This window comes from Roseimarinus sediminis (assembly GCF_050433125.1).
Taxonomy (GTDB): Bacteria; Bacteroidota; Bacteroidia; order Bacteroidales; family Prolixibacteraceae; genus Roseimarinus; species Roseimarinus sediminis.
Genome location: NZ_JBNPXV010000001.1, coordinates 37158 through 58070 on the forward strand (window position 1 = coordinate 37158; position 20913 = coordinate 58070).

The 20913-nt window shown below is 44.8% G+C and carries 14 protein-coding genes; 6 read left to right on the top strand and 8 right to left on the bottom strand.

The features are described 5' to 3' along the window. Positions 1 to 9 precede the first annotated feature (9 nt). From porK (FHS86_RS00135) to topA, 8 genes are all read right to left on the bottom strand, one after another. Positions 10 to 1350 carry a T9SS ring complex lipoprotein PorK/GldK gene (porK, locus tag FHS86_RS00135; RefSeq protein ID WP_429409857.1) on the bottom strand — a complete coding sequence of 447 codons (1341 nt, stop codon included), beginning with the start codon at positions 1348 to 1350 and terminating at the stop codon, positions 10 to 12. Between the two features lie 111 nt (positions 1351 to 1461). After that, complete coding sequence (porN, locus tag FHS86_RS00140) at positions 1462 to 2331, bottom strand: type IX secretion system ring subunit PorN/GldN (protein WP_429409859.1); 870 nt, start codon at positions 2329 to 2331, stop codon at positions 1462 to 1464. A gap of 23 nt (positions 2332 to 2354) precedes the next feature. Continuing rightward, positions 2355 to 3986 (bottom strand): type IX secretion system motor protein PorM/GldM, encoded by a 1632-nt coding sequence (porM, locus tag FHS86_RS00145; RefSeq protein ID WP_429409861.1) that lies wholly within the window; start codon positions 3984 to 3986, stop codon positions 2355 to 2357. 16 nt (positions 3987 to 4002) lie between these two features. Further along, positions 4003 to 5046, bottom strand: a complete 1044-nt coding sequence (gene porL / locus FHS86_RS00150) for a type IX secretion system motor protein PorL/GldL (protein WP_429409863.1) — start codon at positions 5044 to 5046, stop codon at positions 4003 to 4005. Positions 5047 to 5105: 59 nt separating this feature from the next. Then, on the bottom strand, positions 5106 to 6407 hold the full coding sequence (porK, locus tag FHS86_RS00155) for a T9SS ring complex lipoprotein PorK/GldK (RefSeq protein ID WP_429409865.1): 1302 nt from the start codon (positions 6405 to 6407) through the stop codon (positions 5106 to 5108). 18 nt (positions 6408 to 6425) lie between these two features. Continuing rightward, entirely contained in the window at positions 6426 to 7466 is a 1041-nt protein-coding gene (locus FHS86_RS00160; RefSeq protein ID WP_429409867.1) for a PorP/SprF family type IX secretion system membrane protein, read from the bottom strand. 11 nt (positions 7467 to 7477) lie between these two features. Beyond that, positions 7478 to 8662, bottom strand: a complete 1185-nt coding sequence (locus tag FHS86_RS00165; protein WP_429409869.1) for an arginase family protein — start codon at positions 8660 to 8662, stop codon at positions 7478 to 7480. A gap of 87 nt (positions 8663 to 8749) precedes the next feature. Then, positions 8750 to 11083: a type I DNA topoisomerase gene (gene topA, locus FHS86_RS00170; protein ID WP_429409871.1), complete on the bottom strand. Its 2334-nt coding sequence runs from the start codon at positions 11081 to 11083 to the stop codon at positions 8750 to 8752. A 310-nt stretch (positions 11084 to 11393) separates the two neighbouring features. Here topA and FHS86_RS00175 point away from each other — a divergent pair, with 310 nt between their 5' ends. The 6 genes from FHS86_RS00175 (at position 11394) to FHS86_RS00200 (ending at position 20898) form a co-directional block, all read left to right on the top strand. Continuing rightward, positions 11394 to 13763: a penicillin-binding protein 1A gene (locus FHS86_RS00175; protein WP_429409873.1), complete on the top strand. Its 2370-nt coding sequence runs from the start codon at positions 11394 to 11396 to the stop codon at positions 13761 to 13763. Between the two features lie 121 nt (positions 13764 to 13884). Next, positions 13885 to 15777, top strand: a complete 1893-nt coding sequence (locus FHS86_RS00180) for an Ig-like domain-containing protein (RefSeq protein ID WP_429409875.1) — start codon at positions 13885 to 13887, stop codon at positions 15775 to 15777. 47 nt (positions 15778 to 15824) lie between these two features. After that, complete coding sequence (locus FHS86_RS00185; protein WP_429409877.1) at positions 15825 to 17069, top strand: CotH kinase family protein; 1245 nt, start codon at positions 15825 to 15827, stop codon at positions 17067 to 17069. After that, positions 17066 to 18679: a right-handed parallel beta-helix repeat-containing protein gene (locus FHS86_RS00190; RefSeq protein ID WP_429409879.1), complete on the top strand. Its 1614-nt coding sequence runs from the start codon at positions 17066 to 17068 to the stop codon at positions 18677 to 18679. Before FHS86_RS00185 ends, FHS86_RS00190 begins: the two co-directional genes overlap by 4 nt. Positions 18680 to 18697: 18 nt before the next feature. Next, a complete protein-coding gene (locus tag FHS86_RS00195; protein WP_429409881.1) occupies positions 18698 to 19378 on the top strand; it encodes a DUF2490 domain-containing protein in 681 nt (226 codons plus the stop codon). Positions 19379 to 19389: 11 nt separating this feature from the next. Beyond that, the gene (locus tag FHS86_RS00200) at positions 19390 to 20898 is read left to right on the top strand and encodes a CotH kinase family protein (RefSeq protein WP_429409883.1); all 1509 of its coding nucleotides are present in this window, start codon (positions 19390 to 19392) and stop codon (positions 20896 to 20898) included. Positions 20899 to 20913 lie beyond the last annotated feature (15 nt).

The following is a 20913-nucleotide window of genomic DNA, read 5'->3' on the forward strand; positions in this document are numbered from 1 at the left end:
AACGCGCAACTATTCGTAAGCTTTTCGTTCGTCCTCGATGGCATTCATTACGCAACGGAAGCCCACATAACTCGAAGCGGAATCCTGGTATTCAAAATCGCGCGTACTTACTTCAAGATAATAGGCTACGTCCTTCCATGAGCCTCCCCGTACTACTTTTCGCTTCATGGCCGGCGGATCGCCGGAGTCTGCATCGTAGCGGTACTCGGGGTTCATATCGTGCATCAGCTCATAGCCTGCCGGATCGAAGGCGGTACTGGTCCACTCTGCCACATTTCCGGCCATGTCGTACAAGCCGAAGTCATTGGGATCGAAGGTACCCACCTTCATTGTTTTAGCCGACGTATAGCTGTCGGCAATGTAGTTGCCACGTTTGGGTTTAAAGTTGGCAAGGTAACAGCCCTTATCATTTAGTGTGTAATATCCTCCCCAGGGATATTTAGCATTCAGGCGACCTCCGCTTGCTGCATATTCCCACTCAGCTTCGGTAGGCAGGCGGTACGAATGAACCGGGAGGATTCCATGGCGTCCCAGAAAGTTCTTCTTTTGCTCGGTACGCCAGTGACAAAATGCATTGGCCTGTTCCCATGTTACTCCCACTACCGGATATTCATAAAAGGCCGGATGGTGAAAATATTTCAATGTCCAGGGTTCGTTGTACGAGTAGGTGAAGTCGCGAATCCAAACCAGGGTATCAGGATAAACCGGCACCTCTTTCTTCACAATGAAATCCTGACGGCTCTGAATCCCTCCCTCATAGCTTTGCGTGGCATAATTATAGGAATTGGCCCTTTTGGCTGCCTTTTCGAGGTCGATATAGGCATAGCTGTAGCTAATGTTCCGGTAATCGACTTCCCGTGGACCATAAAAACTTTCATCGCCCTGATAAAAAATCGGCTGCAAGGCTTCTGCCACATCTTCCCGCTGATCGGTCCAGATGTCCGAAATTTTTAAGCGATCGACTACAGGAGGCTCCAGTATCTGATTGTTTCGTCCGGTGGCCATGTAATATTCAATACCTGCTTTAAACGTAAGCGTAGCGGCCACTGAGTCGCTTACCCAGCGCAGGTATTGCCTGTATTCGTTGTTGGTAATTTCGGTTTCATCCATCCAGAACGACTGCACCGACAAGTTGCGGATGGGGACCAGTGCCTGGTCAATATTATCGTCGCTCACCCCAATTTTAAAGGTTCCCTGCTTAATGTAGCTCATTCCGTAGGGTACGGGTTCGAACCAGGGGGCACGTGCCTTGCCCCGTAGTTCATGCACTACAACATCCTCACTGCATCCCGCGCCCATCAACAGCGTGATCAGAAAAAACAGATAATATGTTGTTTTATGGCGATACATAGTCAAAGTATGTGTGAATAACGTTCGCGATTGCTTTCTATTGCTTACAAGCCAAAAGCCCTATGGTATTTCCATAAGGCTTTTATCGAAAAACAATATTTCAGCTTCTTTCTAGTTTTCCCACAGATCCTGCTCGAAATTAAATATTTCGTTTTTAATACGTTGTGATTCAAGCTGTGCTTCGCGCCCCATCACATAATCGGTAATCATCCTGTCGTTGTACACGTTGGCTTCCTGTACGAAATAGGAATTAAAATAGCGGTAAACGAATACATCGTCGTACGAGTAAAGCGGCTTATCGCTCACCTGGCTGTACACCGGAACTGTTGACAAATAAGCTCTTGCATCGGGATAGTAAATCCAGAAGAGGCGCTGACGGCGCATCATTCCATTCACCATGTATTCCCTGATAGGACAAATGCCGATAATTTCGCTGTGTAGCTTTGAATCTTTCCGGTTAAAATACCATACCTCTTTAACCAGTACCTGTTTGATATCTTCCGACTTCCAGCGAATGGTGATCAATGAGTCGCGGGTAACCCCCGGCCTTATTTCAACAGGAACAATTTCCTGTTGCATGCCGATGTCCTTAATATCCTGCGTGTTCAGAAAGATATTATTGGGATCGAATTCAAAGGCATTGTTTTTCAAGGGCACTTTGAAGGCATTGAATTGATTTTGATCGATTCCATCGATGATGGCATTGATCAAACTCCTGCGCCGGTGAAGGGTATCGGTCGGATAATATAGCGGCAGGTTCATCTTCTCCCTCAGGTCGATGATTTCCCAGGTTACTTTTGACCAAAGCACATCGGCTTCGCGCACAAAAGGATACTTCACATACTCACGGTTTGTAAAATCATTTTCTTGTTGATAGGTATCGTGAAAGGGACCAAATTTATCGGTGAACCTCACGCCATCCTGTGAAAATCCACAAAGTGGCAACAAGAATAAAAGTGTTATTTTAATGATAGCTTTCATACCCATGGGTTTTTAGCATTTTCTTATTGTACTGTTAAAATTATTGGTGACAACTGGCGTTCATCATCCTCCTCGTCGTCGGCAATTCTTGCTCTGATATTTTCAATCGATATTTTATCTCCAGCGCCCAGACTGTTCAACAATTGCTTCTGTTCGTTGGTAAAACGGTAACTGTTTGAATGAAGTGTTTGCGTCAAACCGCCTGAAGTTGGTACCGACAAATCAAAACTCGTTACTTCGAAGCTTAGGTCGAAGTCAAAATCTTCAAGAACGGCAAACACCCCTACCTGCACTCTCAACATTTCGCGTGGGATTGAACCTGTAGCTCTTCGTGCAATCATTGCTTTTGGATCGGGTACTTTTTTCACCCTGAACACCATTTCTCCCATCGAGCGTTTTTCGTCCTGGATATCGGCATACACAATCACCCGGGTATTCAGGCCTTCGTAATCGAGCTCGGCCGGTTCTACGATCCAGTTATCACCACTCTGGTACATTTTCCCGTTGGTACATACGGGTTGCAGCGCACTATTGGGAACACCGGGGACGGAAATACTTACAGGATTTTGAAGGTCCTTATAAAGCACATTCATCTTGGTTGGAGAAATGGTTACCGCCGGTTTGGCCACTTCAAATTTAAATTCAAAGGGTTTAATGCCTTCACCTTCTCCATCGGGATTTTTGTACTTTATATAGCCACTATAATTGTACTCGCCGGGCTGATCGGGTTTAATCGAAAAAATAGCTTCGTTGCCTTCGATGGGAAGAGGGCTTTCTCTTCCGTCCATGTAAACGGTAAGATCGTTTGTCGAATCTTCGGCCGAAAGGAAGATGCGTGCTTTGTATTCCTGCCCCTGGAATATGTAGGATGCTTCGGGGATCACTTTGGCACTTAAGCCGGTAAATTTAAATGATGAGGCGTCGATCTGATTGTACAAATGACGAAGCACTGCCGATTCGGCATTGCGCACATCGATTTGCAGTTTCGAAAGCAACGCGATACTGGCAATCACCGGGGTTGCTTCGAAATTTCGGCGTACCCAGCTGCGTGAATTCAATTCGTCGCTTTTCAGTTCATTCCGTTCGGGATCGTCCACATCGAGCGATGATTCAAGATTTTGTATGATGCTTGGGTTATTTTTAACAATCTCTATCAATTCAGCGCGATAATCCTGAATTTTCTTTTGCAGGTCCTCGCCCCGTCCTTTGGTAAGCATTATTTCAGGCGAAACATTCAGATCATCCTGACGCTGCAGCACGATCGTGTCGTTTTTCCGTGAAATAATGTATGGAAACTCTTCAGAGAGTTCATCCTCCGGATCCTTTACTTCGGCTCCGGCACCATATACCAGCATTTCCTTTGTTTCAAGAATGTAGCTAACCAGCGAATCGCTTTTTTGATGGACCTCGTTGGCCATGTTCATCCAGCGCTCTACCTTGCTTTGGTTCAAGTCGTAGGCCTGTTCGAAATCGCTGATCAGTGTTTTGTTTTTATCGGTGAAGCTCAGATAAGTTTGCATCAGGCTTTCATCAACAATTTTAAATGCATACAGTGTTTCTGCGGCCACATTCAGTGCAAGCATGGCCGTCAGCACCAGATACATCATGTTGATCATCTTCTGCCGGGGGGTTTCCGGACAATTCTTCGTTCCCATAAGCTAAACTCCTGCTTTACCTTTTACCATTCAGCGCACCGAGCATCTTTCCATAGATGTCGTTCAATGCCTGTATATTTTGGTTGATCTCTTTTGTATTCTGATTGAATTTCCTGGCTTCTTCCACCGAGGTCACAAGCAGTTTACCTACTTCGTCAACTCCTTTGCTGTACTCATTCATCATTTGCTCTACCTTGCCTGAACCTTTCAGTTGTAGCTCATAGGCTGCATTGATGGCTGCCAGGTTTTTGTTCAGTTGTTCAAGTTGCGTTCCATAATCGCCACTTGTTTTTTCGATGCCTTTAAAGCCTTTCGATAAGGTAGCGCTTAATTCACCATAAGAAGTATTCAGCTGTGCAGCCGACTGATCGATTTTTTCAGCAAATCCGAGCCCTGAACTTTCGAGTGAACGGGCTGCTTTTTCACCCGATTCCTTAATGCCGCGCGTAGCACCCTCGAGCGTTGATGTCATTTGTCCAATGGTATGATCAATACCCTGGCTTGCTTTGGCGAAAGAGCTTTTCAGCTCTTGAGCTGTTGATGAATAACTTCCGGCAATTTCATTTACGCTTTCTTCCATAACAGCCGACACTTTCTTATTCGCATCGACCACTGCACCTATCGAAGAGGAAGCTTCGTTTATATTTCGCACAAAGCTTTCGCTTGCTGCGCTTGCATCGCTTATGTTTTTAAGCCCCTTCGCAGTATTATTTAACTGCTCGAAACTTTCCTTCAGGCTGTTGATTTGTTCCTGTGGAAGGCCGGCGATTGAAGTTCCGCCTCCGCTGCCTCCGCTACCAAAGAAATGATCGTATTTTTTATCCTGTATTTCGTAACGTTTGAGCTCACGATCTTTTTCCTCACCGGTGCGTAATTGCGGATAAACCACTTTCCAGTCGGGTAATTCCATTAGCGGCTCAAATGCTGAAATGAAGAAGATGATTGCCTCGATCGATAATCCTACTCCCAAAAATACACTGGCACCAGGCAGGTGCTCCAGTTTAAAAAGTGCACCAATCAATACCACCGAAGCTCCCCAACTATAAATATAGTTCTGCATGAGCTTCCACCGTTTCGAATGCAAAAAATCACCAATATTCATTGTCGTATTATTAACTGTTAGAAATCGTTTCCAAAAGATGACCGTACACACCTGAAACCAATGAAGGAGGTGGCGGTATCCTGATATTCAAAAGTGCGGGTTGAAACCTGCAAATACATGCCTACATCTTTCCATGAACCGCCGCGAATCACTTTTCGTTTCAAAGCGGCAGGGTCACTGTCGAGCGCATCGTATTTAAAGTCGGGATTCAGTTCGCTGATCATTTCAGGGGCAAGTTCTTCAAAAGCGGTGCTTGTCCATTCGGCTACGTTACCCGACATGTCGTAAAGACCGTAATCGTTGGGTGGATATTCGGCTACCTTCATGGTTGCCAGGCCGCCATCTTCGATGTAATTACCGCGCATTGGTTTGTAGTTGGCCATGAATTCGCCCATTTGGTTCCGCGAATAATAGCCTCCCCATGGATACATCGAATTTTGCAGACCACCACGGGCTGCATACTCCCATTCAAATTCGGTAGGCAGGCGATAATCCTGAACGGTGGCATCGCCAATTGATGAAAAGAATTCGTTTTGCATTTTGGTTCTCCACTGGCTGAAAGCCTTGGCCTGTTTCCAGTTAACACCCACCACGGGATAATCGTCGAAGCCGGGATGCCAGTAATATTTGCTGGTCCATGGCTCGTTGTAGGAATAGGTGAAGTCGCGGATCCAGCAGAGTGTATCGGGATAGATGTGTGTTTTTTCGCGAACAATGAAATCGGCACGGCTGTCGATTCCGCCGCCATAGCTTTGTGTTTCGTAGTTATAGCTGTTTCGGCGCTGAGCTGCTTTTTTAAAGTCGATCCATGCGTAGTCGAAGAACAGTTTGCGGGCATCCACTTCACGCTGCCCGAAAAAGCGCTCTCCTGCCGGTACAAAAATGTCTTCCAGACTGAGGGTATCTTCCCAGTCGATCGGCTCATCCCAGTTTAAGCTCTGGTAATTGCCATTTTCATCGACATTGGCATAGTACTGCGCATTAGGATTTGAACTGTTGTAGAGCAGGGTGCGTGCAATCGAATCGCGTACCCAGTTTGAAAACTGGCGGTATTCGTTGTTGGTGATTTCGGTATCATCCATCCAGAAAGCATCGATAGACACTGTTCTTGTGGGATTGATCGATCCGTCGGGAATTTCATCACTGGGACCAATGCGCAGCGCACCTCTTCGAACAAAGGTCATTCCATAGGGTACCGGTTCAAACCAACCACCTCTGGACTGAGTAGCCCCGATCAGCTCACCACTCTCTCCCGATTGACTACAACCAGCCATCACAACGATCGCCAGAAGCAGAATAAATAATTTATAGTTTCTCATAACAACATAATTCTAATCCTACAAGTATCTAACACTCTTGTATTTTTGGTCACGTTTTGTATCAACACTAAACGAATAAGTCACCATTACTTCATGTGAGGTGGCTCCTCCGTACATCAAACCACCAAAGTTCACATCAAGTGCATAACCTACTTTTAATCCGTTTACCAGCTCGAGGCCGGCCAACAGACTTGTTGCTGCTAAATTTCCGGGTGATAATCTTAATCCAAAACCAGCCCAGTATTTATTGTTGTAATATACAGTTCCGTTCAAGTCGAGCATATACATTGCCAAATCAGTTCGTAAGAGAAATGTTGGCTGCAAGTCAAATAACGGATCTGGCAGCGCAATATTGTATCCTCCGTTTAAATAGTATGTTGCGGGATAATAGCCCACATTTACCTCCGGCTTACTTTTGTCTTCGGCATAAACCACATTAGGTTGATTAATATTGGCTACTGCTCCTCCCAGGTAATATTGCGATGTTTCGTAATACACACCCAATCCCAGCCCAACAGAAAGTGTTGAGTACTGATTGGGAAAATATTCATCGCCCTGGCTCCACGAATCGCCGTCGGGTAAGAGATATTCAGGCATTATACTGTAATTATTCAGTCCAACAGTAAGTCCTCCTCCAATTCTTCCACCTTCGAGCGAATGATGATAGGCATAACTCAAATCGACATTGACATTGTCGAAAAAACCCAGTGCGTCACTCATAATCACGATCCCCAAACCGCTTTTTGAGCCCAAAATGTCAACGGGTGCTTCCACCCCAAAAGCCGAGGTAACCGGCTTTCCTTCGCCTATTCCGGCAAGCATGGTTCGGTTTACAAACACTGCGTTAATGGCAGTACCACTCCCTGTAAATGCCGGATTTGTTACAGGTTTCAACAGCATGTAACTGCTAAACAATTGTTCCTGCTGTGCGATAGCTGCTAAATTAACCAATATAAACAAAATAAAAAAAGAAAATATTTTTTTCATATAAGCATCCTCACCCTTGCAGAATGGCCACAATATTAACAAAAATAAGACATTATCTTTCCTATTTTTCATTCGTGCGTTTTTTATTTCAATTTTTTAAAGTTAAGCCACCATCTTTCGGGGATTTCGTTTTGGCATGCCTGCCTGTAATCATCGGCAGTACAGCCTGCCAAAACCGTCTCAGAATGCGCTTCCCCGGCAGTTAACTGACGGACCTCAATCCACCAGCGGTCGGACTTGTTACTTTTGTAAAAAACGATAGGAAAGTCAATTTCGTCTATTTGCACCTCATATTTTGTACACTCACTAAGCGATGATGCCGGATAATCGTGTTTCCGGTGTACATAACCATCGATATAATACCATAACATCTGCGCCGCCAGTTTTACGGTTTGCCGCTGCGGATCCATTTCCGAATCGACTTCATAAAGGCCCAACGATCGTACCCGGTCGCTCAGTCCGGCATAGCGGGTAAGCCGACAGGCTTCGTCAGCAAAAAGCCCGTTGGGCGATCCATCCTTCTGCCCCGGCGCATCGGCCATGCGAATAGCCGAAATATCAAAACTCACCAGATCGGCATCGCGCAGAACCGGCTCACATTGCTCGATTTTTTCTCGTACCAGGCCAAGCCGGTAGTGTTCAAAGTACAATTCAGCAAGGCGCTTCAGCTGAATTTTATTGACAAAATACGACTGGTAAGCCAACACCGCAATATTGTAAACAAAAGCGGCTTCATCGTCGATAATGGCATTAAGGTAATTGCATTCCTGCACCGAGTGCTCTGAAGTGGCGAGGTCAATGCGCGAATCGACAGCAACCAGATTGATGTTATTTTCAAATTCTTTAAAGGCCCTGAAACTTCCCAGGGTAAGCAGTTGCGATCCTCCCACCACCACCACATTCACTTTTAATTGAAAAAGAAGGGCACTTACTTCCTGCAGGGCAAACTGGGTTTCGTGAATATTCTTCCCCGTTTTAAGATTTCCCAAATCGGCAATTCGAATCGAGGCAAAGCGCTTTAAACGATAAAGCTCTTCTCTGATTTTCTGCGGGGCACTGTTATTTTTCCCCGACACATCGAGGTGTTGATTTATAAAAACAAAAGCCATTTCGAAGTGCGCATCGGCCGGAATCGGACGCACTGAACTATTGATTACCAACGCGCTACCCAACGAGGTGTCGTCGTGCAGATAAGCACTGTTTTCAAAATCTTTGAGATTGACCGCTTCAAAGAAATTGAGAATTTCGGCAAGTTGATCTCTAACCATCGCTTACTTTCATCGAAATAATGCCTGAAAATAATACTATTCACAAAAAAGGCAAACCTTTTGGCCTGCCTTTAAATGGATTAATAATTATTTTTTCTTTCGGGGTGCTTTTTTCGTTTTGCCTCCCTCTTCAATTATTTTCATACAATCGTCCAGTGTCAGCGATGCTGCATCGCATCCTTTAGGCAGCTTATAATTCTTCTTTTTAAAAGAAATATAAGGTCCCCAGCGACCGTTCAGCAGCCGAAGTTCAGGTTCTTCATCAAAAACCTTGATGACTGCTTTTCTATCCTTCTCGCGCTTGGCTTCTATTAGTTCAATGGCCCGGTCGAAGTCGATGCTTAAGGGATCATCGCTTTTTTCGAGCGAAACAAATTTGTTGTCGTGACGAATGTACGGGCCAAAACGTCCAACCGCAACCGTTACCTTTTTGCTTTCGTATTCGCCCAGATCGCGTGGCAGTTTAAAGAGATCAAGGGCCTCTTCGAGACTGATGGTTTCGAGGTGCATGCCTGCCTGAAGACTGGCAAACTTAGGCTTCTCGTCGGTTTCAATATCTCCGGTTTCGCCCAACTGAACCAGCGGACCGTAACGACCAATTTTAACCGAAACCTGTTTGCCGGTTTTGGGATCGGTGCCCAAAATACGCTCTCCATTGGCTTTTTCTGCCACTTCAAGCGTTTCTTCAACCGATTGGTGAAAGGGCTTGTAAAAATCGGCAATCATTTTATCCCATTCGGTATTTCCTTCAGCAATGGTATCGAATTGTTCCTCAACACTGGCTGTAAAATTGTAATCCATAATGATTTCGAAATTCTTTAAAAGAAAATCATTCACCACCATGCCGATGTCGGAAGGAAACAGTTTTGATTTTTCATTACCAAAAGTTTCCGTTTTAACCTGCTCTGTAATTTTTTCTTTCTGAAGTTCAAGCGTGATAAAGTCGCGTTCGCTTCCCTGACGGTCTTCCTTTACCACATAGCCACGATTTTGAATGGTGGTAATGGTTGGGGCGTAAGTCGAAGGACGTCCGATCCCCTGTTCTTCGAGCTTTTTCACCAAACTGGCTTCGGTATAGCGGGCTGGACGCTGAGTGAAACGCTCGGCTGCCAGAATGCTTACGGGCGTTAACGAATCATTTTCACGAATGGGTGGCAGCAGATCATTTCCATTTTGTCCTTCCTCTTCATCATCGGTCGATTCGAGATATACCTTCAAAAAACCATCAAATCGGATTACTTCACCGGTAGCAACAAATTTTTCGCTGGCAGTGGAAAGGCCAATGCTAATGGTCGTTTTTTCGAGTTCGGCATCGCTCATTTGCGAAGCTACCGAACGTTTCCAGATCAGGTCGTACAGTCGTTGCTCCTGATTGCTCCCCGAAACACTGTCCTTGTCCATGTAGGTGGGCCTGATGGCTTCGTGGGCTTCCTGGGCTCCCTTGCTCTTGGTTTTATACTGCCTTATCTTCGAATATTTTTCACCATAAAGTGTTTCGATTTTTGCTTTGGCTGTATTAATGGCCAGCGACGACAGGTTGACCGAGTCGGTACGCATGTAGGTAATCTTACCTGCTTCGTACAAGCGCTGGGCAATGCTCATGGTTTGCGAAACCGAGTATCCCAGCTTACGACTGGCTTCCTGCTGAAGCGTTGAAGTGGTAAAGGGAGCTGCCGGGCTTCGGCGAAGCGGCTTTTTGCTCACTTCTGCCACTTTGAAATCGGCTGCCTGACATTTTTCGAGAAAAGCCCTGGCTTCGTCACGGGTGTTAAAGCGTTTGTTCAATTCGGCTTTCATTTCACTCTCTCTGCCTTCGCTGTCCTTCACTTTAAACACAGCCGTCACCCTGAAAGCCGATGTGGCTTTGAAAGCGAGTATTTCTCTTTCTCTTTCGACAATCAAACGCACAGCCACCGACTGCACCCTGCCTGCCGAAAGTTGTGGCTTTACTTTTTTCCATAAAACAGGCGAGACTTCAAAACCAACCAGGCGGTCGAGTACCCGGCGAGCCTGCTGGGCATTTACCAGATTGCGATCGATGGGCCTCGGATGCTGAATTGCATCAAGGATGGCATTTTTCGTAATTTCATGAAAAACAATGCGCCTGGTTTTTTTCTCATCCAGTTCGAGCGCTTCAAGCAAGTGCCATGCAATCGCCTCTCCTTCGCGGTCCTCATCAGATGCGAGCCATACCGTTTTGGCTTCCTTTGCCAGCTGTTTCAATTCCTTAACCACAGCTTTCTTGTCGGTCGAGACAATGTACTTGGGTTTAAAATTGTTTTCAATATCTATTCCGAATCCCTTTTTCTCGAGATCACGAATGTGACCAAAACTCGATTTAACAAGGAAATCCTTACCCAAAAACTTCTCGATAGTTTTCGCCTTTGCAGGTGACTCAACAATAACTAAGTTCTCTACCATATACGATTTTTCGTGAAAATTCTCCTGCAAAAAAGTCTAATGCGCTGTAATACAACGACCAAACAGTTTGCAGCTTGTAATTTTTGCACTTACCAGATTGCAAATTAATCTGCAAATTAAAGCATTTCAGAAAGCAACATCAAAATTTTTCTGCATTCAACGGTGAATTATTTTTTTATTTAAATCATTACAATACAATATATATTGTATTGTTTAGTTTGAAACAGAAATTATTTTTAAATAATTTTCACGACGAAGCAGAATCAGAACGCAGTGTGATATTTCATTATCTTTGTACAAATTTTACCAGATGGAAACTGAAAAGAAATCATTTCGTACCTACATCATCGTGTTATGGAGTCTCGCCCTGACGATGGTCATAGCAATGATCGTATTTTTCTGGATGATCACAGCCGGCAAACTGGGTTTTATGCCCAGCTTCGATCAGCTTGAAAACACAAAATATACGATTGCTTCCGAAATAATTACCAGCGATGGCCAGCTCCTGCACAAATATTATAAAAGTGAAAATCGTACCCTGGTCGAATACGACGATCTGGGGCAACATTTGGTAAACGCCCTGGTAGCCACCGAAGATGAGCGTTTTTATGAGCATTCGGGCATCGATTTGAGGGGACTGGGCCGTGTGGTAAAGGGAGTAGTGACCAACAATACCAGTTCGGGAGGGGGAAGCACCATATCGCAACAGCTGGCCAAACTTTTATTCCCGCGTGAAAGCAATTCCGGACTGAAGCTGGTAGTCAGAAAATTCAGGGAATGGATCATTGCGGTTAAACTCGAACGCAGCTATACCAAAGAAGAAATCATTACCATGTACCTCAACAAGTTTGAGTTCATACATGGAGCTTTCGGAATTGAGGTCGCTTCGCAGACCTACTTTAATGCCAATCCCGATTCACTTGAACTGCACCAGGCCGCCATGCTGGTTGGAATGCTGAAGAACCCGTCGTATTACAACCCCGTTCGTTCAGAAGATGCTGCCATGAAAAGGCGCAACATTGTATTGGGACAAATGTTGAAAAACCGCTACATCAATCGCGAACAGTTCGACAGCACCCGCATAAAACCACTCGACGTTCACTTTAACCGCAGTGGAATCAAAGAAGGCTCGGCTCCTTATTTCAGAAAATACCTCGAACGCACCATGATTGCCAATCAACCTGAGCGCAGCAATTATGGCAACTCGGCCCGTTCGGTTCAAAAATACCACGAAGATTCAGTGGCCTGGTTCAACGACCCGCTTTACGGATGGTGTAACAAGAACCTGAAGCCTGATGGTACACCCTACGATCTGTACGTTGACGGACTCAAGATTTACACCACCATCGACTACCGGATGCAACAATATGCCGAAGAAGCAGTTGAAACCCATCTTCGTCAGCTTCAGCCTCAACTGGATGCCCATGTGAAGAATTTTAGAAACCCTCCTTTTTCGAACGATCTTTCCGACGATCAGGTTCAGCAAAACCTCAACAATGAGGTATTCCGAAGTCATCGTTACCGCTCGTTAAAACAGAAAGGACTGACCAACGAGCGCATACTAAAGAATTTCAACACCATCGACACCCTCATGGTGTATACCTGGGAAGGATATAAGGACACCATTATGACGCCCCTCGATTCGATTAAGTACTACCTGAAACATCTTAGCTCATCGTTCATGGCCATGGATCCTAACACAGGGGAAGTGAAAGCCTGGGTGGGTGGTTCGGCTTATGGTTTTACCGAAATCGACATGGTGCGCTCTTCAACTTATAAAAGGCAGGTAGGATCAACCTGCAAACCCTTTTTGTATACGCTGGCCATGCAAAACGGACTTTCACCCTGTAAAAAAGTCCCCAATGTGGAGCAAACCTTCATACTTGATGATGGAACCACATGGACGGCAAAAAACTCGGGTTCGTCGGAGTTTGATGGCAAAATGGTGACCTTGCGCTGGGGCCTGGCCAATTCAGTCAATCAGGTTTCGGCCTGGGTAATGAAACAATACAACCCCGAATCGATGAGAGGAGTGATGCAACGCATGGGAATTTACAGTGATATTCCTGCTGTTCCTTCCATGTTTCTGGGAACAGCCGAAATTACCCTCTATGAAATGGTTGCAGCCTACGCTGTTTTTCCCAACAAGGGTGTTTATACTACACCACTGATTGTACAGCGCATTGAAGATAAAAACGGTAACCTGCTGGCTACTTTTTCACCCCGCCGACACGATGCCATCAACGAAGAGACGGCTTACCTGATGACCAACCTGCTGCAGAATGTGGTGCGCGAAGGATCAGGAATCAGGCTGGTGTCGAAATATGGCGTTTTTGAAGAATATGGAGGTTTCAGTACGCCCTTTGCAGGGAAAACAGGCACCACACAAAATCAGAGCGACGGATGGTTTGTAGGCTATACCCCTGAACTGGTAGCCGGCGTTTGGACCGGAGCCAATTATCGAAGCATACACTTTGAAGACATCACCCGCGGACAGGGTTCGAACATGGCTTTGCCGGTTTTCGGCCGCTTTTTTAAGAAAGTATTTGCCGACTCTACGCTGCATTACAGTGAACACTTTGAATTTGAAGGCCCTGAAAATTTCGACATCAACCTCAATTGCGACGAGATGACAATCGAAAAGGAAGAGGTAACACCTGCCTTCGACCGCTTTTTTTAAACAGGAAAAACGCAACGAGCCGGGTCTGCCAGCTGGCAGATCACAACAATGTTTCTAAATACGAGTTGCCTTGAAAACGGAGAAACGATGAAGCTCCATTGAAAATAATAAATTTAGAAGAATGAATATAAAGACTCCCGGAACAACTGTCATTGCCCGGCTGATTATTGCAGCATCGATACTTGCCTATTTTTTCTCGGCCAATTCATGTGCCAATCAGGGAGTCGGTCCCGGCGGGGGGCCACGCGATTCCATTCCGCCACTGGTAATCAACAGCCATCCTCAACCTTTTGAAACCAATTACGAAGGAAAAGAAGTCAGGCTTACCTTTGATGAATATGTTGTTGCCACCGAACTGAACAATAAATTGGTAATCTCGCCACCACTGGCCGCAAAAAGCGAAATCAAAACCAAAGGAAAAAGCATCGTCATTCAATTAAAAGAAGACTTAATTCCCGGCCGTACCTATTCCTTCGATTTTCAGGATGGAATCAAGGACTACAACGAAGGAAATCAAATCGAAAGCTTCCGGATGCTGTTCTCAACTTACGACAAGATTGACACGCTGCGCATCAGCGGTTATCTGCTCGATGCCTTTACGCTCGAACCGGTCGAAAATGCCATGGCAACCCTCTATTCGATCGACGAAGATTCACTCTTCACCTCGTTGGTTCCCGATTACATTGCCAAAACCAACAAGGAAGGTTTTTTCATGTTCGACAACCTGGCCGAAGGTACTTACCGTTTGTTTGGCCTGGTTGATGCAGACAATAACTACTATTACAACAACTATGAACAAATCAGCTTCTCCGACTCACTCTTAAAGCCGGAAGCCCGTTTCGTCGCGCAAATCGACACCCTGATCAATGAAGGAGATACTGTAATCAGCAATGGATATACCGAATATTCCCCCATGGGTATTTACCAGTTCCTGTTCACCGAAGAGGAATACTTACAATTTCTCGATAACTATCAACGTGAAGCGCCCGATCAATTTTCGCTTGTTTTTTCCGAAGCGCTCACCGATTCGTTTCGATTCAATCTTCTGCCTAAAACTGAAACAGATGTACTTTATACCGAATTCAACAAAGAACGTGACAGCCTGAACGTATGGATTACCGACACCCTCATTGCCGGAAACGATTCACTTTATCTCGAACTTAGCTACACCGTCTCCGATTCAACAGGTTTGCCGATTAGTAAAACCGATACCCTTGATCTATTTTATTTCAAAAAGAATAAGCCTTCGAGAATTAAAAAAGAAAAAGAGGAGGAACCCGACAAGGAACATGGACTATTCAGCATCAACACCAACCTGACAGCCAACAACTTCGATCTCAACAAACCCATTTTGGTGACCATGCCAGCACCGGTAAAAGCCTTCAATGATACGGTTTTCCACCTTCAAAAAGTCATTGACGATTCTACCCATACCACGGAAGCAATCAGCATAAAGGCCGTCGAAGGATCAAAACGCAAATTCATCATCGAATACGAAGTAGCCGAAGCCAGCACTTATCGACTAATGATTGACTCGGCAAGCATCACTACCTTTACCGGATTGTACAACCAACCTTTATCAGCCAGCTTTAAAACACAGTCAGCCGACCATTATGGTACAGCCATCTTCAATTTGAGCGGAGTCGATACCACTGCCATTCTTCAGTTAGTAAAAAACAACGACAAGGAGGCACTTGTGAAAGAACTTTATATCGACTCAAAACAAAAAGGCAAAATCCGCCTTGATTTTCTGAAACCAGACAAATACAAGGCAAAACTGATTATCGATTCCAACGGAAACGGAAAATGGGATGGCGGGAGCTTTGAAAAGAAGCTGGCTCCGGAAAAGGTATTCTACTTTCCTAAAGTGATCAATATCAAATCGAACTGGGACCTGGAAGAAGACTGGACCATCGATTTAGACCATCCTGACTACCAGAAACCAAAAGAAGAAGAAAAGAAAGAACAAGGAAAAAAAGAACAAGGAAAGCGGCAGGAAAACATTCGTCGTTAAACAAAGCACAAAAAAGGCATGCGCCCGATAACTGATACGATACCGGAATGATCAAATACTGGATAGCTACTTTCGGCCTGTTTGCATTTTTGTTCGTGCTAAGCGCATGTTACAAAGAAGAACCAGTTGCGACCGAATACTCCGGTACCAGCTTCCTATTCGAAATGAGCGAAAATGCGGAAGAAAAAATTGATGAAGCACGCGGAGAACAGTTTTTCATCGAACCAACACCTTCGATGCATCTCGGATCAAAAACTTTTGCGATTGAACGTTTTAAAATAAGAGGACAAAGCGCCCTCGATTTTCAGCGCAAAAGCTTTGCAGTTAAACTAAGCAGCTCCTTGCTGTTACCAGTTAATGAGCAGGCCTATTACGAGTTTGAAAAATTCAAACTAATATCGATGGTTTTCGATTATACCTACATTGAAAACCGGCTGGCCCATCTCTTACTTCAAAAGGCCGGTTTGTGGCCATTGCATTCGTTTTACACCGAAGTGCTGATCAACCAACATCACAAAGGCCTGTATCTCTTTGTTAACGATCCGGCAGAATACCTGTTCAATGAAAATAAAGCAGTGGCCTTGTTGCGCCGTTACTATCAAAACCAGCTGAGTAATATTGAAATCAACGAAGCAGCCACAAGCCACAAGCCACAAGAATTTACCGATGCATTCATGCAGATTTATGAACTGCTGAATAAGTACAATGGCGTTCAATTGTATTGGCAACTTGAACAGCGAATGAACATCGAAGACTATATGCGAAAAATGGCAATTGATTTTTTGCTAAAAAATGGCGACACAACGGATGAAACATTTTTCTATGCCATGGAAAAAAACGGTGCAATTTATTTCAACATTCTGCCCTGGGACTACGACGATCTGTTTTCATCGCAGCCACACGAAGCAGGTCGCGACTGGGCCGTGGGAACGCTCTTTGGTGAACGGCGTTACCCTGAAAATCAGGATGTGCTCAATGCACTCGATGGAAGGCTGATTTATTCCATCGAAGATGACCTCGATTACATCATTGCCATCGATGATTACCTTTATGAAAAATACCTGGAACAATTAAAAGCAATCCTTCCGATTTTCGACGAAGAAGTGGTGACATCGGTTTTTGATCAGGTATATAACGAGCTCTGGCCCTTTTATCAAAATAAAGAAATTATTCACCAGTCACAGTTTGACAGCGATGCCACTTCGACAGAACTGTTACAGACCAACATCGACCATAAAAAGGAACTGCTTACGAAAAGAATTGGTTTTGTAAAAAAACAGCTTAGCCCATGACTGCTTTTTTAAAAACATATTCGCTATGCCTTTTATTCTTTGTACTTAATGCGTGCAATTTTAGCGACTCCGATCTGTTCTCAGGTGATATTTTGCTCACTGAAATTGAAAACAAAACCAATTACCTGGCACCACTCATCATTCAGAACAATGATGATGAAACAGTACGATTAAACGGGAAAACACTCACTTTTGAGCAGGGCCGTTATGAGTTGAATGAAGCAGGCTTTTATGAACTGACCATAGGAAATGACGAAACGATCCGCTTTGTTCTGCTCGATGAAGAACGGGGTGAAACTGAATGGGGGCTGAAAAAATGGATTCCTGCCACCCCCGAATTTCAAACTGAACTGCCTCATGAAGTACTACTTTTTCACCCTGCAAACTATGTTCCGGGGCTTAAAATCCCCCTTGTGGTACAACTTGAAAACCATCAAGCCAACCAGGCAATCAATGCAAAAGGAACAGCAAACGAGCAGCGTTTTTTGTTGAAAAACGGTGCCGGAAGTATTCAGCTTGATGCAATAGAAGGGCAAATTAAACTACTGCTGGGCGGACAAACAATAAGCAAAACCCTTGGCAAAGCAGCCGTCTCTTTGGCTTTTCCTGATCAGGTAATTTCAGGTGACATCGTCATTCCCGAAAATGAAACGGTTCAAATCACCAACGACCTTATCATCACAGCCAGTGGCAGTTTAACCATCGAAGCAGGTGCTATTTTATTGCTTGACGAAGGGGTAAACATCTACAACCAGGGACCAGTACACATCAACGGTACAATCGTAAATCCGGTATGGCTAAGCTGTTCAGCATCTGATGCACATTTTGGCGGATTTATTTCCACGGGAGCCAATGCCGCCATTACCGCAAAACATACCTTTTTCACCAACTTTGCACAACACGCCGAAGCCGAATATCAATACGGACATGCCAGGCATCAGGCCTTGTTCAGGGCAAGCGATACCCGGCTTTCGTTTACCAACTGTTATTTCATGGATACCCCGGGACAGGTTTTTTACCCCGAGCGGAGTCAGATCGAAATTGAAAACTGTTTAATACAGCGGGCAAAAACAGGTGGTCAGATCAATGCCTCCGAATTAACAATAAACAACAGCTATTTTTCCGACTTCCCCGACGACAGCCAAAATTACCGCAACGAAGACAATGATGCCCTTTACATCAGTGGCAGCTCAGCCACCATAAGCCATTCGGTATTCATGTATGCCAAAGACGATGGCATTGACTCGGGTGGCAGCGAAGGAGGCAAGATTAGCATCTCGGGATGCAGGATAGAAGCCTGTTTCCACGAAGGGCTGGCTTTATCAAGTACCAATCCGGCTGTAAAAACACACACGATCATCAATACAACCGTGAGCAATTGCCAACAGGGCATTGAGCTGGGTTACAGTTCTTCGCAACACGAAGTATACATTGAAAACTGTCATCTTAATAATAACTATATTGGCATCCGCTATGGCGACAGCTATGAATGGAGCGTTATGGGAACCATCACCGTCAGTTCATCGAACCTGGATGCGAACGAAAAAGCCAGCTGGAACATGCTTCGGCAAAGCTGGACTGCAGCACCCGATCATTTAATATTTGAGTAAAAACCATCATTCAAAACTATGCGATTTCTTATTGTCATTTTGCTTTTCGTTTTCAACGCTCCATTGCTGCTCGAGGCACAAAGCATGAAGGTTGTTCAGGATTTTAGAACAAGAACAACCCTTGGCATCGAAAAAGAACTGACCAAACAACTGAATATGTATGCCGAACTGGAATCGGGCCTCGAAGAAAACATTTCGTATCTTGGAAAACTCCATGCCGAGGGCGGAATTGAATATGAACTCTTTAAATTTATTGATCTTCAGGTGAGTTACCGCTTTAGTAAAAACCGAAAAAACTACAGCGATGAATACAAATATACCCATCGCCTGGCCCTTGCGGCTCAAATCTCACACGAAGTAAAACGACTCAAAGTGTACTATCGCCTGCAATATCAAAATACCGATGAAGATGCCCTGGAAGCAGCCCCTCAGAAATTTGAAAACCTGATCAGGAACCGGCTGAAATTCAGATACAATGTATGGGGCAGCAAAATCGATCCCTTTTGTTATACCGAGTTGTACCTGTTAGCGGGCAACAACGGAATTGACGCCACCAAACTTAAAACCGTTGCAGGCATTGAATTTCCTGTATCAAATATGGTCGAAGTGAAACTTTATTACCGGAACGACCGGGAGCTAAGCGGCTTCATTCCATACACCTACCACACGGCAGGTGTGAGCATTTATTTCGAATTGTAAGGCAGCTTAAAATGAAACAACAACTTCGGAACATCCTCATTGTATTAGTGGCGGCAATCACGCTCTCGTCCTGTTATGAAGAATATTCGTATTTGCCCGATAACTTAGCAAACAAGGGCACCCTCTGTTTTAACAACAGCCTGGTTCATTTCGATCAGTCCGGGCAAACCGCACTGGTGGCTGTTCCCTCGTTTGAAGATTTCAACCCGCTTGTCACCTTTGTTGATTTCAGGGAAGTAAAAATCGACGGCACGAAGCTTGAAAACGAAATGAAATATAAATTTGAAAAACTGAGTAAGCAGACCAGTTTTTTGCTTGAACTTACGAATTACGACGGACAGACCAAAAGCTACAACCTGCAATTTACCTTATTGCCTGTTGTACATATTCATCACAAACACCAGTTGATTCCCGATGAACCTAAAATACTGGCTGCTTTCACACTGAGTGATCCCAAGGCAGAGAAAACAATCATTGAATACTGTGGAATCGAAACCAGAGGACTTTCGGCTGCCGGACTTGAGAAGAAGTCATACAATGTTGAAATCAGGGAAAATGCTGAAGAAAACACCGAAAAAGCCACATCGTTTCTGGGGATGTACCAACATCACGACTGGATGCTCGATGGAGCCTACATGGACCGCAGCATGATGCGCAACAGGGTCTCGTTCGAAGTATGGGACAGAATGCAGAAAAACGCGCCGGAACAAAGCGACCTGCTGCCGTCGGCCATCGATGGCCGTTTTATCGAACTTTTCATTAACAATTCCTATAGTGGTGTGTATTGCCTTTCGGAGAAAACAGACCACATAAAACTTGGCATTGAAACAGGGAATAATCACGGCTACCTATACAAGGCCGAAGATTGGTCGGATGCAACCAAACTGGAAGGATTAAGCGATACAACCCGCTCAAACAGAACCTGGGCAGGCTGGGAGCTGAAGTATCCCGACGATCAAACATCGGGGAGCTGGACTCCGTTGTATGGCTTCATCGAAGACCTGAATGCAGCAAGGCATGATGCAGCAGGAAACAGACTTGAGACAGCAGTTTCATCAGACCAGTTAATTGACTATTATCTTTTTTTAAATCTGCTTAACGGAGCCGACAATGTTGGTAAAAACGTGTTCCTGGCCAAGAAAACGAAAAACGGACCCTTTTATTTTTGTCCGTGGGATCTTGATGCAACCTGGGGCAGAGACTGGGAGACAAAGCCTTCGGTCTACAATTCAATGCTTACATTCCATGCTTTCGAAAAAATGAGAAGCCTCGAACCTGAAAAATACAGTAAGCAACTGAAACAGCGATGGTTTCATTTAAGAAACACTACACTTCAGCCTGATTCTGTTGTTGGTCTTTTCCTGGGCTATCAGCATCTTTTAAATCATTCGGGTGCCAGTCGCAGAGAACAGGAACGGTGGCCCGGTTCGCTTGATAATCTGGATGCTGAAACAAAATACATTGATGAATGGAGCAGAAAGCGAATAGAATACATGAACCAATATTTTAGTTCATTCTGATTACCAAACAGCCAC

Excerpts from the sequence above, each read along its gene's own strand:
- porK (WP_429409857.1), bottom strand. The coding sequence starts at position 1,350 with ATGTATCGCCATAAAACAACATATTATCTGTTTTTTCTGATCACGCTG.
- porN (WP_429409859.1), bottom strand. The coding sequence starts at position 2,331 with ATGAAAGCTATCATTAAAATAACACTTTTATTCTTGTTGCCACTTTGT.
- porM (WP_429409861.1), bottom strand. The coding sequence starts at position 3,986 with ATGGGAACGAAGAATTGTCCGGAAACCCCCCGGCAGAAGATGATCAAC.
- porL (WP_429409863.1), bottom strand. The coding sequence starts at position 5,046 with ATGCAGAACTATATTTATAGTTGGGGAGCTTCGGTGGTATTGATTGGT.
- porK (WP_429409865.1), bottom strand. The coding sequence starts at position 6,407 with ATGAGAAACTATAAATTATTTATTCTGCTTCTGGCGATCGTTGTGATG.
- FHS86_RS00160 (WP_429409867.1), bottom strand. The coding sequence starts at position 7,466 with ATGAAAAATAGGAAAGATAATGTCTTATTTTTGTTAATATTGTGGCCA.
- FHS86_RS00165 (WP_429409869.1), bottom strand. The coding sequence starts at position 8,662 with ATGGTTAGAGATCAACTTGCCGAAATTCTCAATTTCTTTGAAGCGGTC.
- topA (WP_429409871.1), bottom strand. The coding sequence starts at position 11,083 with ATGGTAGAGAACTTAGTTATTGTTGAGTCACCTGCAAAGGCGAAAACT.
- FHS86_RS00175 (WP_429409873.1), top strand. The coding sequence starts at position 11,394 with ATGGAAACTGAAAAGAAATCATTTCGTACCTACATCATCGTGTTATGG.
- FHS86_RS00180 (WP_429409875.1), top strand. The coding sequence starts at position 13,885 with ATGAATATAAAGACTCCCGGAACAACTGTCATTGCCCGGCTGATTATT.
- FHS86_RS00185 (WP_429409877.1), top strand. The coding sequence starts at position 15,825 with ATGATCAAATACTGGATAGCTACTTTCGGCCTGTTTGCATTTTTGTTC.
- FHS86_RS00190 (WP_429409879.1), top strand. The coding sequence starts at position 17,066 with ATGACTGCTTTTTTAAAAACATATTCGCTATGCCTTTTATTCTTTGTA.
- FHS86_RS00195 (WP_429409881.1), top strand. The coding sequence starts at position 18,698 with ATGCGATTTCTTATTGTCATTTTGCTTTTCGTTTTCAACGCTCCATTG.
- FHS86_RS00200 (WP_429409883.1), top strand. The coding sequence starts at position 19,390 with ATGAAACAACAACTTCGGAACATCCTCATTGTATTAGTGGCGGCAATC.